Below are 17,987 nucleotides of genomic sequence, written 5' to 3' on the forward strand. Positions count from 1 at the left end.
AGATTCCACCTCGCGATGGACACCCTTGCTTTTGGCTGTATGATTCCCGCTATTAGGGCTCATTGGGGACTTGCACCCGTTAGCTAATACTCATGCTGAGCGTACATAAAATATGCAGGAAGATACAATCATCTTCCTGCATATATATTTATGATTTCCAATTATGTCAATAAGAAATTACTTTAAAAGTTCAACGTCATAACTTGCCGCATCCTTGCAAGTAAACTTCAGAACCGTCTGTTTCTTATCAGATGAAACTATCTTACAGAAAGGAGTTTCCTTTACGCTCCATTTACCTTTGATAGTTACAGTAACAGGTATCTCCTGACTTTCGTTGAATTTCCAAGGACGTGAATAAATACTGCGTTCCTTTCTCTTTCCGTTCTCATCGAATGCCTCATCACTAGCTCCACGATACAATGCAAGATCTGGTTGTGACACTGTCAGAAGAACCTTGTCTTTATTGTCCTTCACCATTACAAGGCATGAAGTATCCGCCTTCAAAAGAAGTCCTTTTGGCAACCCGTCTTGAGGTGTCTCAAACAGAACGTATGATGTCAGTTTTCCATCAGCAGTACTTACTATATGCGCATTTCTGTCACGTTGAAGAACCTTATAGTCTGGTTTCTTGGCAAACTTATTCAGAGCATTCATGTCAGTACGTGGCAATACCGCATATTCATATCCCTTAGCTTTAGGAGCCTTACCATGAGCTACAACCAATGAAACCCAATCACCTGTTGTCGGATTAGGATTTCTCTCACCGACAGTAGTCTGCGGGAACTTCTTCTCAAACTTAGCTTCAGCTGCAGTTTCTTTTGACAAATAGTATCCCACTCCATTAGGATCAATGAATACCCTGCCGTCTGATTTATAATTCTGCCAATAATCTTTCATTTCCTGAGTTATTGCAGCAAGTTGGAATACAGTTGTTTCTGTTTCATAATCCTTTACATCATTTTCTATATCAGAGCCCAAGCATACGATAGTTCCATCAAAGAAATGATATGATTTTCTAGCTCTGTGAGAGCCGTTATATTTATCATGTTCATGCAATTTCATACCGAAATTTCCGTTCACTCCAGCCTGAGAAAGTCCACCCGCAAAAGCTTCGTCAGAATAAAGCATCTCTTCCATACCTGAATATGTATCCACATTCAGCACTACAGCACGCAACTTATCGAACGGAAGATGTATTGATGTTGCTCCAGGGAAACGATTCCAGTCAAATCCATTCTCCTGCCAACCTGAAGTAGCAAAGGTTACTAGTTGGCCAGGCTTACCTGTAAGTATCTGCATGCTGCCATGTGCCAGATATCGTCCGTAGAAATTGGCATCCAGATAATGTTCCGCTGCCCAGAGATATCTGGAGTGTCCTCTGACTACAGCAGCCCAATTATCACGACGCTGTACACTCACACAACCGTATCCGAGGGCAAGATTTCCCTGTGGTTCCGGTTCAGGTTTATAACCACTGTCCTCAAGCTGTTTTTTCAGTTTAAGCTCCAGTTTATTCGATGTTTGCGGCAAATAGTCAGGCGCGTCCTTATCCAAAGAAGCATTGAGCGACATCAGACGGAGATATGCGGCAGCCATATCCGGGTCTATGTTTTTCTTTCCATCAGGTGTACCTGATATTGCCATCATAGCATACTGTATAGGTATCAATTGTCCCTTACCGTTAGGATGTCTTCCGGACATTGACAAGGCCCATTGACGTGTGTTGCAATAGAAACGCATAGTTAGAAGAACTTTCTTCACTGTACTATGTGCCTCCTCAGAAAGTCTCATGTCAGTACCGCTAAAGAGATAAATCATATTTGTAGCCCCGTCAAGACCACCAACAGCGTAAGCTGGATAATTATTACAATGATGGAAAGATGCTCCGTCAACCTTGAACGAGCCCATAAGTCCTGTTGCAGGACGACATCCGTAATCTATCCACCTGGAGAACGAACGCAGATATTGCAACTTCTCAGGAGTATCTTCCATTATAAGTATGCTGGCTATACGTCCTTGTGTCTGTGTATTGAAAGTATCTATGTCAATACCGTTTCCAGTAGGTTTCGGATATACCTCATTTGCAATGGAATACCAGCGTAGTGTATTTTCCGCTTCCTGAAGCTTGCCTCTCTTTCTAAGTACATCTTTCATCAGGAAATATGCCGGATACAAGCCCCTCATGCTATATCCGTAATGATGGATATTACCCCAACAGCTACCATATGCAACTCCCTGATCTGTTATATGATCATACATGGCATTGAAGATATATTCCAGTTCTTTTTTATCCTCATCCTTGACCGCATTATTGTATGCAATAGCCACACGCTTCATAAGATTGAAATAATTGTTCATCTCCATGCCCAGCTTAGTGAACATATCTTTGTCCCATCCGTCAATCATGCGTTCGTACGCCTCAGCCTGGCGTACCATGAAGATAGGCATACCGCTCACCTTTCCGTTTTTATATACAATATCATATCTGGCAAATGCCTTTTTTATTGCACTGACTTCCTTTTGTGTCAATTCAGACGGGGTATATAGCATATCACGGAAGCGTTTCTCCATAAGCTGAATGTCCTGTCTATCTTTTTCTGTCAAATCTCTAAGTTCAATATCCGGCTTCCACAATGAATGCGGATAGATGAGAAGCCAATGGCTCTTGGTGTCTTTATTTACGAACGGTACCTGTACATCTGCTGTCTGCTGACGTGGATCGACCTTGCTGGCTGTTATTACATGGTCAAAGAACAAAGTACCTTCCACATCAGGAGCCTGAACACGGATTTCGTTCATACCCTCTTCAGGCGTTCCTTCCATATCCCTTTCGTAGCAAACCCATGCGGCACGCCATCCTGTGAAGTTAATGCCGAAAGGGAATGAAGTACATACCTTACCGTCCTTTAAAAACTCAAAACGGATTTTCTTGTCCTGTGCTTTTTCATTATACACCCAAACTATAAACGCTGAGAGATAGAGGTCTTTTCCTGAAGGATCGAGCTTTTCGAATTTCAAATCTTTCTTGATAGACAATACAGAACCGGGCTTATACTCCCATTGCATACAATGCAGCCCATCCTTGTAATGTTCGTCATTGATACCGAGCATACCTTTGTCGGTAGTTATGAATGATGGTACTACCCCATCTTCAAATGAAAGCATTCTTTCATGCTTAACAACTTGAGCAGATGCTCCAAGCGCCACAAAAGATGCCATAGCCAAGCTTAATTTCGCTTTAAATTTAAGATTAACGATTTCTTTCATAAATATATACATTTAATTCTTTTACATTGATGTAAATATTTTACTTTTCAAGGCAAAGATACAAAATTTATTATATTAAAAAACACACGAACATATATTTGTCCGTGTGTTTCCATATTTTTTATATTCCTGATATAATATCACTCTATAAACTTTATTTTTTCAGCCTTACGAGGTTTAGCCGCAGGCGATTCATCCGGATACCCGAAAGATATGGCATAAAGCAGATTATAGTTTTCAGGAAGTTCAAGACGTTTAAGCAAAGATTCGGCTTCTGGAAGTTTCATTGTTCTGGCTATTCCACCAAGACAGCATGAACCCAATCCCAAAGATTGTGCAGTAAGAATCATGTTTGCACCTAGAAGACCGCAATCCACCTGTGAGAAATCGTACGAAGGATCGTTTGCTATGAAAATCATCACCGGCGCCCCATATGACGCATGGCGGATTTTGGAAGCGTCCATTCCTTTTGCCAATGCCAGACTTCTGTTCAAAGAGTCAAGTTCGGATATGTATTCCGGAGTATTAACTACACGGATTTCCCAAGACTGCTTATTCTGACCGTTAGGAGCGTTTATACCACAGTCAAGTATCTGCTGCAGTTTTTCCTGTTCAACAGGCTGCTGCTTGTATTTGCGGATACTTCTACGCGACATAATGGTTTCTATCACCTGATTTTCGGATGTTACATTCTGTACTTCGGTACTTTTCTGCGATGGTGTGCAAGCAGACAAAGACACCAATCCTGCAATTAGAAATAATCTTGAAATTGTTTTCATAATGAATATTTGTTTTTAGTTTTCCTATCAATTTTCATTTTCGTCGCATGACACGCAAGCGCATTTTCATTTCTTCATCAACACGATATGACTCTATTGTCTTCTGAATTGATTTATTATAAGTAAAGTCATCAAGTTTCGCCCTTTTCAGATATTCTATTGTCTTCTCAGGGTATGCCACAAAGCAGAAAGATACAGCCCATGCCACTGCCATTTTCACGTAATATCCGTCATGATGGATACTATCATAAAATCCGAACAACTCATCAATATGGCTGTCATCAATAAAATATTTCATCGTCATTACCACTCCGAAACGTATCTCATATTCCTTATCTGAGCATATGAAAGATTTAAGATACTCCCATATTCTGTCAGAATGAGAGGATAGATATTTCTTGCTTCCGGCAAATTTGAAAGAGTCGCACACAGACCAGCTGTTTATAATCTTTACAAAACGTGTTACATAAGAAAGATAATTTTCGATATCATCATCCGGCTTAATATATCCCAACACAAGTCCATGAAGCATCCTTTCCTCCATATATAACGATGGAGCATCAGCCAGATATGCCTTCCAGTCTGACCTGGCTATTTCAATTGCCAATTTTCTCAGGTCTGGCAGACGCAATCCAAGAACATTTTCCACTCCGGGATTCAATTTCTCGGCAAATTCCTTATTTGAATTTTCAGCCAGTTTCAGGATATACTCCCTTACAGGTTTGCCATGCAACAGGAATGCATTTTCAGATTTTTCCATGAAAAATGATGTCTATATATAATGAATTTATCTTATCTGTTCAGATGGTTAGCAAATATAAAAACAATATACGAAATAATCCTTTCTAATGCCTCAAAAAAAACGTGCGTCCGTTTAAGGTAAAATGGGCGCACGTTTAAAGTTAAATGGGCGCACATTTTGTCTCGAATGTGCGCACGTTTTTTTTAACAGTTTCTTAACACTAAAAGCTACCTCCTCCCAGTGCCCTGTAAAGCATCGTATGTACCTGACAATAAGCTATATTCAACTCTATTCTCTCGAGTTCACAGTCCAGATAACGCTCATCGGCAGAAAGGACATCCAGATATCCTGCAAATCCGGTCTTGAACAACTCATTTGCATTGTATATAGAACGGTGATGAATTCGGCTTTCTTCCTCCTTCAAGGCTTTGCGAAGGTTCATCTGTTCTGACGACGTTATCAGATCCACAACTTCAAGATACGAACGGAGAACCGTTTCATGATAATCAAGCAAGGCTATACGCTGTCTTCCATTCGCCTCCTCCCACAATGCACGTATCTCGTTACGCTTGAAAATAGGAGCGGAAATTCCTGCCGCAAGATTATACACCATCGAGGCTGGCGAAGAGAACCATTTATCAAGGCTGAAAGCATTGAAGCCTGCACCTCCTCCGATAACCAGCGAAGGGAAAAAAGCCTTGCGTGCTGCAGATGCATCCGACTTGCATGCCAGCAGTTCAAGTTCTGCAGCAACCACATCCGGGCGGTTACGCAAAATCTGAGCAGGTATGCCTGTCTCCACAGGGAAAGTATAATCACTTATCTTCTCGAAAGAAGATCGTTTTATGTCGAAAGGCATACGTCCCAAAAGAAGAGCAAATGCCCGCTCGGTTTCAGCTATCTGCTGTTCTGTGTCGAGAAGCATTTCTTCCAGTTTAAGACGGCGTGAGCGGAACTGATCGACAGAAAGCCTTGACTCCTCGCCCTCGTTCATCAACTCATTGGCAAGAAGATATGAAGCAGCAGTCTTACGGATAGCCTCTTCAAGAACATATTGCTTCTTGTCAAGTCCTACAAGTCTATAATACATATCTGCCACTTCGCCAACAAGCATAGTCTGAGCCAGGCGTTGAGCCTCAACTGATTTCATCCAGCGCGACACTGCCGAACGCTTCTTGTCAGTGAGTTTTCCCCATATATCTGCCTCCCACTGAAAATTCAGTCCTAAGTTAAGATTCTTATACGGATCTGGAATATGCTTGTCCTTTACAAGATCCGGAGTATTGGTAGTGCTGTTTCCCACTCCGTCCATGGTATATTCGCCGAAACGCTGTATGCCTCCGTCAATACCCAACGATATTTCAGGGAACAACGCACCTTTTCCGGCTTTCATCTGTGCACGTGCTATGGAAACATTCTCTATTGTCTTTAGGAAAGAATGATTGTTTGCCAGTGCAGAATCAATATATTCAACCAAATACGCATCCGGAAAAAACTCTTTCCATGAAATAGAAGCCATAGTGGCTGTATCTGTGTCTTCTATAAACGCTTCGGGCAGGTCGAACTTCTCCGTCGGCGTAAGGGAAGGTGCCTTACACCCTCCCATAGCCAGTGCCGAAGCCATAAAAGCTATATATGCAAATTTATTCTTCATCATCTTCTTCTAAATAGCTGACTTTATTGCGGTTGAGATAAACCGACAGTGTTTCAAATACCAAATATAATCCCGGCACGAGGAAGATTCCCACAAACGTACCTATAAACATACCTCCTGCTGCGGCTGTACCGATGGAACGGTTACCCAATGCTCCGGCTCCCGTAGCAAGCACAAGCGGAATAAGACCGCAGATGAATGCGAACGAAGTCATAAGGATAGGACGCAGACGGCTCACGGCTCCCTTGACAGCTGCTTCGAATGGAGTAGCTCCCGCTGCACGGAACTGGTTTGCCATTTCCACAATAAGGATGGCATTCTTACCCAACAGACCAATAAGCATGACGAGCGCCACCTGGGCATAGATATTGTTTTCAAGCCCCGCTACCTGGAGGAAGAAATAAGAACCGAAGATACCTGCAGGCAACGACAGTATAACGGAGAACGGCAGAAGCAAGCTCTCGTACTGTGCGGCAAGAAGCAGATATACGAACAGAAGACAGATACCGAATATCATGAATGTCTGTCCGCCGGAGTCTTTCTCTTCGCGGGTAACGCCGGACCATTCAACATCGTAACCGCGAGGAAGGACTTCCTTACAGATTTCCTCAACTACCTTGATTACCTCACCGGTACTTACTCCACCCTCACCTTCGCCGGTAATGAGCGCGGAAGTAAACATATTGTAACGTGTAATCTGGCTCGGACCATAGATACGTTCCATAGTGAGGAAGTTGGAGTATGGCACCACATTGCCGTCACTGTTCTTGGCATAAAGCTTATAGATATCTTCCGGATTCATACGGTACTCAGGAGAAGCCTGAATCATAACCTTATACATCTGTCCGAAACGGATGAAGTTTGATGAATAGAAACTTCCGATATATGCCTGAAGTGTCTCCATCGACTTGTCAAGGTCAACACCCAACTTGGCAGCCTTTGCCAAATCGACTTTCAAGAGGTACTGAGGGAAGTTAGGATTAAATCCTGATGTAACACCCTGTATGCGAGGGTCGGCATTGAGTTTCTCTACCAGATTGTCAGCCACTTCGGCAAACTCATGGAAGTCGCCCGCAGTCTTGTCCTGCAATCGAAGCTCGAAACCGCTGGCATTACCGAAGCCCGGAACCGACGGCGGAAGGAAGAACTGGATGTCGGCATCCTTGATGTGCGACACGCGGTCGGCGTATGTGCGCATAAGTTCATCCACAGTCTGCTCTCTTTCGTCCCACGGCTTGAGGTTAATCATACCCATACCGTAGCTGGCACCTTCTGTCTCGGTCATAAGACTGTAGCCCGCCAGTGTAGAAATACTCTCAATTTCCTCAAGTGGAAGTAACGCCGCCTGAACCTGACTCAAAGCTTTCTCGCTTCGTTCAACAGTAGCCCCCGGAGGTGCATCTACGTTGATATATATCATACCCTGATCTTCATTAGGGATAAATCCTGTAGGAAGTACGAGATTGATACCGTATGTGGCGGCAAGGAAAAGCAACAGGGTGAGGTATGTGAATGAGCGGCGGCCCAGATACTTGGAAAGTCCGAGATTATAGCGGCGTTCAAAACGTGCATATCCACGATTGAACACAACGAAGAAACGGCGCATGAGAGTAGCCTTCTTCTTTCCGTGAGCAGCCGGACGGAGCAACATGGCACAGAGTGCAGGCGACAGAGTCAAGGCATTTATACCCGAAATGACAATAGCCACGGCAAGTGTGAGCGAGAACTGACGATAGAATATACCGACTGTACCTTCCATGAAACCTACAGGCACGAACACTGCCGACATGACAAGAGTAATGGCAACGATGGCACCACCGATTTCCTTCATAGCTGCCACAGAGGCTTTGTATGGAGAGAGTTTCTCTTCGTGCATCTTAACGTGGACAGCCTCAACCACGACAATGGCATTGTCCACCACAATACCTATGGCAAGCACAAGTGCAAACAGAGTAAGCATGTTTATGGAGAAGCCCAAAACCTGCATGAAGAAAAATGTTCCGACGAGCGACACCGGAACGGCGATGGCAGGAATAAGCGTAGAGCGGAAGTCCTGAAGGAAGATATATACCACCACGAACACAAGGAGGAATGCCTCGACAAGTGTCTTCAGCACTGACGCGATGGAAGCGTCGAGGAAGCGCGACACGTCGTACGCAATATTATATTCCATACCCGGAGCGAAACTGCTCTCTTTAATTTCTTCCATACGTGTCTTGATGTTCTTGATTACCTCGCTGGCATTAGAACCCGGACGCTGCTTGATCATGATAGATGCCGAAGGACGACCGTCGGTCATGGAAATCATGTTATAGTCCTCAGAGTCGAACTCAATGGTAGCAACATCCTTGAGTCGCAGGAGCGAACCGTCAGGCATGGCCTTCAAAACAATCTCGCCATACTCCTCAGGTGTACTGAACTTTCCGGTATATTGCAACACGTACTGCAACTGCTGCGGAAGTTTGTCGGAACTGATACCAGTCTTACCCGGCGCTGCCTCGATGTTCTGACGGCGGATAGCCTCAGTAACATCCTGCGGCACCATGTTATATGCAGCCAAACGACTCGGATTAAGCCATACACGCATAGCGTAGTCACGGCTACCCATGATTTCAACAAATCCCACACCGTCGATACGTTTCAGCTCGCGGAGGATATTGATATCGGCAAAGTTATATACGAATTTCTCTGTATGAGTACTGTCGGTACTGAAGATGTTGAGGTACATCAACATACTGTTTACCTCCTTCTCCGTAACCACACCGGCGCGGATAACTTCTTCAGGCAACTCATCGAGGACTGTAGTCACACGGTTCTGCACATTCACAGCAGCCACATCAGGGTCTGTTCCTACCTTGAAATAGATAGTGGTGAGCGACATACCGTCGTTGGTACAGACTGTAGTCATATAAGTCATGCCCGGCACACCGTTGATGGCACGTTCGAGCGGAGTAGCTACAGTCTTGGTCATAACATCGGCACTGGCACCCGTGTAGCGGGCAGTGACCGTAACGGACGGCGGCACGATATCCGGATACTGCGTGATAGGAAGAGAGACGATAGCCAGTACCCCTAAGCACACGAATATTACCGATATAACCGCCGAAAGAATCGGACGACGAATAAATAACTTGAACATAGGCTGAAGAGATTATTCGACGTTTTCCAAATGAAGTTCTTTTCTCACATCAGCAAACGGGATAGTATCTGTCTTGATATGCATACCGTCGCGGATCATCTGCACACCTTCGTAAACTATAGTCGTGTTTGCGCCGAGGTCGTCGGTGATATAATAGTTATGATAGCGTTCTATTGGGTTGAAGCTACGCACCTTGGCTGTACCGGCACTATCTACCAGATATACGTATGTAAAGTCCTGAATCTCAAAAGTCGATTTCTGAGGGACAAGACAGATATCTTCCATCTTAGTCATAAGGCGGATTTTACCTGTTACACCGTGTTTAAGAAGTCCTTCCGGATTAGGGAAACGAACACGGAAAGCAATAGAACCTGTACCACGTTCGAAATCACCCTCTACTGTTTCTATAACCCCCTTATACTGATAAACGGTTCCATCTGCTAGAATAAGTTCAACATTGTTCTGCTGCTGGACATCAGTACCCTGAAGCTGGGCACGGCGGATACGGAGATATTCACTTTCGTTTACTTTATAATAAGCAAAAATCTCTGAGATATCGCTCACAGTGGTAAGCAAGCTTTCAGGACTTACAAGGCTACCAACCTTATAAGGAATACGGTCGGCATAACCGGTGAAAGGTGAAGTGATTGTGGTATATTTCAAATCCATCTGCGCACGCTGCATCTGCGCACGTGCCTGCTCAACCTTCATGCGAGCCACCTCACGTTCCCTCTTTGCCTGCTCAAGACGGATTGGCGAATAAATCTGTTTGTTTACAAGACGCTCGATGCGTTCAGTCTCATAATTAGCCATTTCAAGTTCTGCCTCAGTCTGTTTGTAGTTTGCCTCAGCTTCTTTCACCGCCTCTGCATAGTTTTCTGAACTCAGACGGAACATCGGCTGTCCTTTTTTCACGAACTCACCTTCGTCAATCAATACTTCTTTGACGTATCCTTCCACCTTTGGTTTTATTTCTACAAACTGTATAGCCTGGATATCAGCCACATATGTACGCGGCAATTCTACCGTAGTAGGTTGAAGAACTGTTACAGGTATAGAACCATCGCTTCTAACCTGATTTGTGCCGGTCTCATGGCACGCAGGAAGCACCCCTGCCAACAACGACAAGAAGGCAACCTTCTGAATAGAAATTTTCATAAGATTACGTAATAGAATTTTAAAAAGATACTATGTGTTTTGTTTGAATAAGATTCATATTCAAGACATGACACGAAAGTCATGACATAAAAAGACAGACTATGCTAGATCAGCAAAGCCCTGAACATAATATAAGATTGACTATCCGTTATAGAAACCGGATTTTCATAAACATAAGGTTGTACTCCTAGCCTTGAATATTCAAAAGAATATATAGGTATAGAAAAAATAGGATAGACAGAATCAAAAAAGAAACGAACAGATGATGTTCTATAAGAAGGATCAGACCACTCTGCATATTCCCCCTGAGAATCGCTTATAGAAGATTCATCGTCCAAAGTCAAAACGACAGACCGCTCATCATCACAAACAGTAGCATAAATCAAGTCATATCCGAACACATCGAACTGTATGAGCACAAACATGACCATACAAACTATTCTGGATATATATTTACCTGCTACTTTATGTGAAAACATTACAAAACCCTATCTTTAATCTCTTACAAAATTAATATCTGATAATAATGTATAAAAATATATGTTCAGGTTTTAGTCTGTTTTAACATAAAAAGGATAAAAAGTTAGTTCTTTTTACGTAAAACCTTACAAAAAGACTATATTTTCAGATTTTAAAGCTAACTTTGCGTATAATAAAACGATATAAAAACATAAACATATGGAAGAACTGAACTTAAGCACACCTGCACTGCTGTTCTCGGCAGTATCACTCATACTACTGGCATACACAAACAGATTTCTGTCGTACGCACAGCTTGTAAGGACGCTCAAAGAACAATATGTACAGAAACACTCGGAAGTGACAGCAGCACAGATAGACAATCTGCGCCGCCGGCTTTACCTGACACGAAGCATGCAGGTACTCGGCATATCAAGCCTGTTTCTCTGCGTAATCACAATGTTTCTGATTTATATAGGATTTCATACAACAGCAGTGTATGTATTCGGCATAGCACTGCTGTTGCTTATAGCATCACTCGGTATTTCAATTTGGGAAATACATATATCCGTAAAGGCACTTGAGATACATCTGAGGGATATGGAGAAATAAAAAATCATTCGCTAACTTCATTTACCACCTCACCGTCGAACAGATTGATTATTCTGTCGGCATAACTTGCATCATGACGTGAATGTGTAACCATGGCAATGGTAGTGCCATCCTTATGCAACTCACTCAAAAGAGACATAACCTCTTTACCGTTTTTTGAATCTAGATTTCCGGTAGGCTCATCGGCAAGGATAAGCTGAGGATTAGCTACGACTGCACGAGCTATGGCTACACGCTGCTGCTGACCACCGGAAAGCTGCTGAGGGAAATGCTTGGAACGGTGGGATATATCCATACGGTTCATAGCCTCTTCTACCCTCTTTTTTCTTTCTGACGACAGTACTCCCATATACAAAAGAGGCAATTCTATATTCTCATACACGTTCAGTTCATCAATAAGGTTAAAGCTCTGGAATACGAAACCTATAACTCCCTTCCTTATATCAGTACGTTGCGATTCCGTGAATTTTGACACTTCTACTCCATTAAGGTAATAAGTTCCGTCAGTAGGGTTATCAAGCAGTCCGAGAATGTTGAGCAATGTAGACTTACCACATCCGGAAGGTCCCATGATAGCCACAAACTCACCTTTCTTTACTTCAATACTTACATTATTCAATGCCCAGGTTTCCACTTCCTCTGTGCGGAATACCTTTTTCAAATTTTCTGTCTTAATCATATTAGTAGAATTTAAAATGTTATTTTTCTATATTTATTCACTCTTAATTACTTCGGCAGGATTGATATGTGCAGCCTTGTTTATCTGATAATATAATGTCAGCATAGATAAAATCAATACGATAAACAGTGGAATGACAAACAGTCCAAATGTAACAGGTGCCTTTTCTACGAAAGATGCCGTATAATAATAAATGACAATCCATGATACAGGCGCTGCAACAACAAATGCCAACACCAGATTAAGCATATAGCTCATACCTAGTATAATATACAAATCTTTAGGCTTGGCACCATTTACCTTACGGATTGCAATCTCACGATACCTGCGACGAATATCAAACAGAGATATACCCAACAGTCCCAAACATGATATCACTATAGCGATATATGAGAAAACAGTATATATATGTGCAGTCTCTTTATCTTTCTGATACATTTCTGCCACTATATCGTCAGCCCATTTATATGTAAAATCCTCTGAGTTATATATTTCTTTTTCAACTTTGCGAAGATAGTCTATAACTTATTTTTCTCTGTCTTTCTTCACTTTTATCATAACATCCCCTTCTGCATCCTTAGCCCCCACAATAAAGATCATAGGTTTGATTCCTTCCGTAAGATGTCCCATATAATAATCCTCAACCACTGCTGAGACCGGGGTCATATTAACTCCGTACTCACCTATTTCACCGTTATTCTTCATATATACCATCAAGGCTGAGGTACTCCTTACAGATGCATTTTCCAAACCGGTATATCCCAGTAATTTCATTGCATATTTATTTAAAACAATGACGCTTTCATCGACATTATTTATATTATCCGGCAATCCCCCATCTACAATTTTCAATCCCCATAAATCAAAAAAATCTGCAGAAACATATTTCGCCTGTAATTCAAACATCTCATCACTATTATTAATAATACGAGTTGGAAATCCCTTCAATACTGTTGTCGATGAATTCATCCAACATTCTATAAAAGGACACTCATTTAATTTATTCCCAACTTCATCAATACACCGGTAGCGTTCTTTTAATTGTTGATGTGTTATACTATTAAATATTCTGTTTTGATTATATAACTGCGCAACCAGAATATCATCAGTCTGATATCCATGAGAAGAATTAATAAGGAAATCAAAATGACGCTGGAAATATAAGGACAGTATCATGAGAAACAATGTGATAGAATACTGTAAAAATAAGAATAAATAGCGTGAGAACATTGTTCCGTTATCCGACATGGCTGAACGCATACATGCTACCGGTTTCCTGTAACCATATCTGAAATAAAAGAATATAGCCGTAAAGAGAGGCACGAACAACAATAATCCCAACGACAAATACCAGTCAAAACCGGTAACAGGTATTTTCTCCGAAAACAGTCCCTCCCATAATCCGGAAGAGGTTTCTACAATACACCATGAAAGGAATACAGCACATGCAAACAAAAGGAAATTCTCCATCCACATTTCAGCAAAAAGTCCTCCAACGGACAAACCAAAGACCTTCTTCACTCCATAAACCCTTCTACGCTTTTGCATTACGACAGAATAGAGATTTACAAAGTTCAGTAAACCAACAAGAAATAAAAGGAGCACCACTCCAGACAGAACTAAGATATACTCTTTGTTTCCAAATATGAAGATACTGTCATATTTTTTAGAAATGGATGACTCAAAATAAAAATCTTTCCATGAAATATATTTATACCTGGTCTGGATATTACCACTTAGGTTATTCCGTTTATGCAAACGATATACATTACTCTTTTCATTCTGCTTCAGAATATCGAAACCAGAATTTACACGAATCAATTCAATATTAAGTACTCCCCAATCCAGCCTTAATTTTTGAGAGACCAAAACATCAAAATTGAATGTGGTCTTACATAGAGGTTGTTCAATAACACCGGACACTGTAAGCATCTTTCCATCAAAATAGATATTTTTGCCTACAGGAGATTCTTTCCCAAACAGTCTCATGGCATAGTCCTCTGTAAGTATAACATCATGGGGACTATCTAAAGAAAGATTTCCTTCCAATACACGATAATTAAAAAAATGGAAGAATGTTGTATCTGCAGCCATCAGGTTTGTTTTGTAGGAAACATCATCGCTGACTATAGTAGAATTTTCTTCTTCAATAAGTTTACATCTGTCTTCTATATACTTTTCATATACCGAATAATCTTTATTGTTCGGATTCTCAGCCGGATAAATATTACCGTCTATATCCCTTAAAGGAACGATTATAGAACTTAAGTCATTGGCATGATTATCCACCGTAAGTTCCCTGTGGATATATCGTAACAATATTATACAACAGGCAAGACTCAACGAAAGCCCTACAAGATTGATAACCGTATATGACTTTGCACGAAACAAAAAACGAATCGCATATTTAATCTTTATCAATAACATATATCAAAAAAAGTCATTTCACCTGTAAATATTATATCAATAATCGTGCCAAAGCATTAAGTCACTAGCAATCTGCTATTTACCAAAATACAACACATTCAGTATATGTGCGTTATCGCACGTTTTTGTTACAAATACGCACACATAGCACAATTCAATATATATCACTTATTCAGTCTTAATAATCTCTGCCGGATTAATATGCATAACCTTATATATCTTATATGCTACAGTAACTAAAACCACAATCAACATTGAAACGAACAAGGCTAAAACCATTCCCCAATCCATATTAACCTGGAAAGTACCATCCATAAAGACAATTGACGCAAAATAATATACAAAGGGAAATGCAGCAGCAAACGACAAAATATAAATCAACATATATGAACGTCCGAACATAAAAGCTATCTTAACCGGCGAAGCACCGTTTATTTTCCTTATGGCAACCTCCTTCTGCCGTCCGGCTGTATCAAGCGAAATGGCAGAATATATGCTTAGAACCACCAACAGCAGACTGACAAAAGCCAATACATTGACAAGTGTTCCGACTAAACCCACCGTACCAAGCAAAGTCTGTTTCCTGTCGGTTATCGGTTTAATATCCAAAGGTAATGTTTCCGGAACATATTCCCTGCAAATATCTTTCATCTTACCAATCACTTCGTCTGTATCCTTCCCTTCAGCAATCTTAAAATAAAAAGTTCCAAAAGGTTTTACCGGGAAGAATGCCGAACCGATTGTACGTGGATCATCTTCATTCTCTCCATACAGGGCTTTATATGTACCAGCTATACGGTATGAAGTACCTTGAATGAAAACAGTTCCGGAAATACTGTCTTTCTCCAATTGTCTCATAAATCTCTCACTTACATAAACAGCATCTTCCGACTCCGTCATTTCACCCTGATGAGGGATATTAAAGAACTGGAAGTAATTGGCATTACCCTTTATAATTTTTATAAAAGAATGTGTACCATCAGCCTTAATATATCTCTGTTTTATACGAGAATCCAACACTCCCCACAAAGTTATCTCATCAACAATCTCCGGCATCTTTCTGAATGCATCAACTACATGCGTTATATTCTGTCTTAAGCGATATGTACTTGGCTTGAACTCAATAATACGGGCTTCCTCATCATCAGAAACCGGTCTGTATACGGAATAGAAAGCCTTATTAAAAGCAATGTTTATATACAAAACATTTCCGACAAAGAATATAGCAATACTCAATTGAAGCCACATCATGACAGAACGAAAGACATGCTTATTGTTGTTTATGCGAACATGATAGCCTATACAGGAACGTCGCAAACGCCATACCGGAACATAAACCACAAGTAAACAGATAACAAGAAGGGAAACAAAACACCTTGTCTGTACCCAATATACTTCCGGCAAATCAATGTATGGCAAATCGTCGGATGAGATATAAGTATGACATGTATCAACTACAATTTCCGTTATAACAATTGACAGCAAAAATGACACTGTAAGCATGCAGAATACCTCTGAAAACAGAAGCATAAACAATCCCTGGGCATCAGACCCCATACTTTTACGCAAAGCGACTTCCCTCTGTCGGTTATAAAACATCTGTATAGCAAACTTCAGGAAGTTAATCATTCCGGAAAGCAATATGAGCGATGTGACGAACAGTACAATTGAAAAAATTATTGTCATCTGTTTTTTTTGGGAATCATCAGAAAAACTCAATGCAGATACACTGTAGTCCTTTCCATTATTTACAAATTTAAGATTCTGCAGATTATCGTTAAGCGCAGACAGAGTTGTACCATCACCTAGGAGTGCATACACTTCCATGAATCCCTGAGGAAAAACCATATATGGAAAATAGCAATCTACTCTGGGAAACGCCCAGTTGTCTTCGGCCACATTTACAACCTTGTAATCACGAATCCCCTTGTCGAAATCGTAAACAGATTCCGTCAGATGTATCACAGCCCCAATCGGATTGTCTTGACCAAAAGCCTTTTCTGCAAAAGAACGTGATATAACGACTTCATCCTTTTTCTCCGGAATACGGTTACCATACAATAAATCCAATCCATAGAATGAAAAAGTATTTCCGTTTACCACAGTATAGTTTACTAGAAAAGGCTTTTCTTTCTGGTCCTTATCTATTACATCTATCTCAGCCTGTCTTGACGGAAATTTAACTGTAATATCCGACAATCCATCAATATGAAGATTCTCTATCCGTTCAACATCAACCGGCGTAAACAGACTCCACCGGCCATCTTCATCTTCAAGCCTAAATGTTACTACTTCTTCATCATGTATATTTATCATGCTATTATAAGCATTTATCCAATATGCCACCAATGTATAACAGACTATTCCCACAGCAAGACATAATGCTGAAATAAGACTGTGAACCTTATATTTCATCAGGTTCCGAACTGCCACTTTCAAATAATGTAGTATCATATTTTGAGTATTTTAATTTATATTTCATACTATTATTTACATAATTAAATAATCAAAAAACATGCCATTTACATACCACTCTGATTATAAAGAAATTACGTAAACCATCTGTATAAAGGAAGCGTGCGTATCCGCACATTATCATTGCGAATTCGCACGCTTCACACAGTAGATATATCGTTTTTCACCTTATTCTGCTACTATCCACTTTTCTATATTTCTTGTTTCCTCACTAAAATTAACCCCTATCTTATAAACCTTACGGTCATCGGACATGAAAGGAAGGGCATAGTTTCGGGATTCTATTTGAGCTATGGCATCCTCGGCACTGCCTTCAAACTTGAATTCCATTACATAGATATACTGTGGAGTCTTCACCACCATATCTATCCTACCCTGAGATGTATGATACTCGGCATGAGTAAAGAAACCCATAAGACGGAAGACTATGAAAAGAACATTCTGATAATGAAGCTCTGTGTCGCGGATTAACTCGTATGGAGTATCTGAAAAGAGACTTTGAAGACGCTCCATGAAACTATCAATCTTTCCTTTTTCCAGTTCCTTGATGAAATTCATTATATGGAAGCTGGTATTCCTGCCATGCATATTCATAT

General features: G+C 41.0%; 13 protein-coding genes. 1 reads left to right on the forward strand and 12 read right to left on the reverse strand.

All coding sequences use genetic code 11. From position 1 onward, the window contains the following. Positions 1-177: 177 nt before the first annotated feature. From H6A61_RS13275 to H6A61_RS13305, 7 genes are all read right to left on the reverse strand, one after another. Entirely contained in the window at positions 178-3,219 is a 3,042-nt protein-coding gene (locus tag H6A61_RS13275; RefSeq protein WP_239469222.1) for a chondroitinase family polysaccharide lyase, read from the reverse strand. Between the two features lie 188 nt (positions 3,220-3,407). After that, a complete protein-coding gene (locus tag H6A61_RS13280) occupies positions 3,408-4,046 on the reverse strand; it encodes a nitroreductase family protein (protein WP_204394296.1) in 639 nt (212 codons plus the stop codon). A 34-nt stretch (positions 4,047-4,080) separates the two neighbouring features. Beyond that, a complete protein-coding gene (locus H6A61_RS13285) occupies positions 4,081-4,806 on the reverse strand; it encodes a DNA alkylation repair protein (protein WP_154045139.1) in 726 nt (241 codons plus the stop codon). A gap of 202 nt (positions 4,807-5,008) precedes the next feature. Further along, positions 5,009-6,445 carry an efflux transporter outer membrane subunit gene (locus H6A61_RS13290; RefSeq protein WP_204394297.1) on the reverse strand — a complete coding sequence of 479 codons (1,437 nt, stop codon included), beginning with the start codon at positions 6,443-6,445 and terminating at the stop codon, positions 5,009-5,011. Then, complete coding sequence (locus tag H6A61_RS13295) at positions 6,432-9,581, reverse strand: efflux RND transporter permease subunit (protein WP_204394299.1); 3,150 nt, start codon at positions 9,579-9,581, stop codon at positions 6,432-6,434. The genes H6A61_RS13290 and H6A61_RS13295 overlap by 14 nt, the downstream gene beginning before the upstream one ends. Before the next feature lie 12 nt (positions 9,582-9,593). Next, complete coding sequence (locus H6A61_RS13300; RefSeq protein ID WP_204394301.1) at positions 9,594-10,739, reverse strand: efflux RND transporter periplasmic adaptor subunit; 1,146 nt, start codon at positions 10,737-10,739, stop codon at positions 9,594-9,596. Positions 10,740-10,843: 104 nt separating this feature from the next. Continuing rightward, complete coding sequence (locus tag H6A61_RS13305; protein ID WP_204394303.1) at positions 10,844-11,218, reverse strand: hypothetical protein; 375 nt, start codon at positions 11,216-11,218, stop codon at positions 10,844-10,846. A gap of 199 nt (positions 11,219-11,417) precedes the next feature. Between H6A61_RS13305 and H6A61_RS13310 the strand changes: the two genes are divergently transcribed. Continuing rightward, on the forward strand, positions 11,418-11,810 hold the full coding sequence (locus tag H6A61_RS13310) for a DUF2721 domain-containing protein (protein WP_154045134.1): 393 nt from the start codon (positions 11,418-11,420) through the stop codon (positions 11,808-11,810). A gap of 4 nt (positions 11,811-11,814) precedes the next feature. Here the strand turns inward: H6A61_RS13310 and H6A61_RS13315 are convergent, their stop codons facing one another. From H6A61_RS13315 to H6A61_RS13335, 5 genes are all read right to left on the reverse strand, one after another. Beyond that, a complete protein-coding gene (locus H6A61_RS13315) occupies positions 11,815-12,489 on the reverse strand; it encodes an ABC transporter ATP-binding protein (protein WP_204394304.1) in 675 nt (224 codons plus the stop codon). A gap of 33 nt (positions 12,490-12,522) precedes the next feature. Then, a complete protein-coding gene (locus tag H6A61_RS13320; RefSeq protein ID WP_204394306.1) occupies positions 12,523-12,927 on the reverse strand; it encodes an ABC transporter permease in 405 nt (134 codons plus the stop codon). A gap of 87 nt (positions 12,928-13,014) precedes the next feature. Continuing rightward, the gene (locus tag H6A61_RS13325; RefSeq protein WP_204394308.1) at positions 13,015-14,880 is read right to left on the reverse strand and encodes an ABC transporter permease; all 1,866 of its coding nucleotides are present in this window, start codon (positions 14,878-14,880) and stop codon (positions 13,015-13,017) included. 204 nt (positions 14,881-15,084) lie between these two features. Further along, positions 15,085-17,370 (reverse strand): ABC transporter permease, encoded by a 2,286-nt coding sequence (locus H6A61_RS13330; RefSeq protein WP_204394310.1) that lies wholly within the window; start codon positions 17,368-17,370, stop codon positions 15,085-15,087. Between the two features lie 189 nt (positions 17,371-17,559). Beyond that, on the reverse strand, positions 17,560-17,987 hold a 428-nt coding region (locus H6A61_RS13335), incomplete at its 5' end, for a PD-(D/E)XK nuclease domain-containing protein (protein WP_204394312.1).

Origin of the sequence: Bacteroides caecigallinarum (assembly GCF_016901995.1) — a bacterium.
GTDB lineage: Bacteria > Bacteroidota > Bacteroidia > Bacteroidales > Bacteroidaceae > Phocaeicola > Phocaeicola cellulolyticus.

Bases quoted from the DNA above. Each gene is read 5' to 3' on its own strand.
- H6A61_RS13310 (WP_154045134.1), top strand. From the start codon at position 11,418: ATGGAAGAACTGAACTTAAGCACACCTGCACTGCTGTTCTCGGCAGTA.
- H6A61_RS13315 (WP_204394304.1), bottom strand. From the start codon at position 12,489: ATGATTAAGACAGAAAATTTGAAAAAGGTATTCCGCACAGAGGAAGTG.
- H6A61_RS13320 (WP_204394306.1), bottom strand. From the start codon at position 12,927: ATGTATCAGAAAGATAAAGAGACTGCACATATATATACTGTTTTCTCA.
- H6A61_RS13275 (WP_239469222.1), bottom strand. From the start codon at position 3,219: ATGGCATCTTTTGTGGCGCTTGGAGCATCTGCTCAAGTTGTTAAGCAT.
- H6A61_RS13305 (WP_204394303.1), bottom strand. From the start codon at position 11,218: ATGTTTTCACATAAAGTAGCAGGTAAATATATATCCAGAATAGTTTGT.
- H6A61_RS13330 (WP_204394310.1), bottom strand. From the start codon at position 17,370: ATGATACTACATTATTTGAAAGTGGCAGTTCGGAACCTGATGAAATAT.
- H6A61_RS13285 (WP_154045139.1), bottom strand. From the start codon at position 4,806: ATGGAAAAATCTGAAAATGCATTCCTGTTGCATGGCAAACCTGTAAGG.
- H6A61_RS13295 (WP_204394299.1), bottom strand. From the start codon at position 9,581: ATGTTCAAGTTATTTATTCGTCGTCCGATTCTTTCGGCGGTTATATCG.
- H6A61_RS13300 (WP_204394301.1), bottom strand. From the start codon at position 10,739: ATGAAAATTTCTATTCAGAAGGTTGCCTTCTTGTCGTTGTTGGCAGGG.
- H6A61_RS13290 (WP_204394297.1), bottom strand. From the start codon at position 6,445: ATGATGAAGAATAAATTTGCATATATAGCTTTTATGGCTTCGGCACTG.
- H6A61_RS13280 (WP_204394296.1), bottom strand. From the start codon at position 4,046: ATGAAAACAATTTCAAGATTATTTCTAATTGCAGGATTGGTGTCTTTG.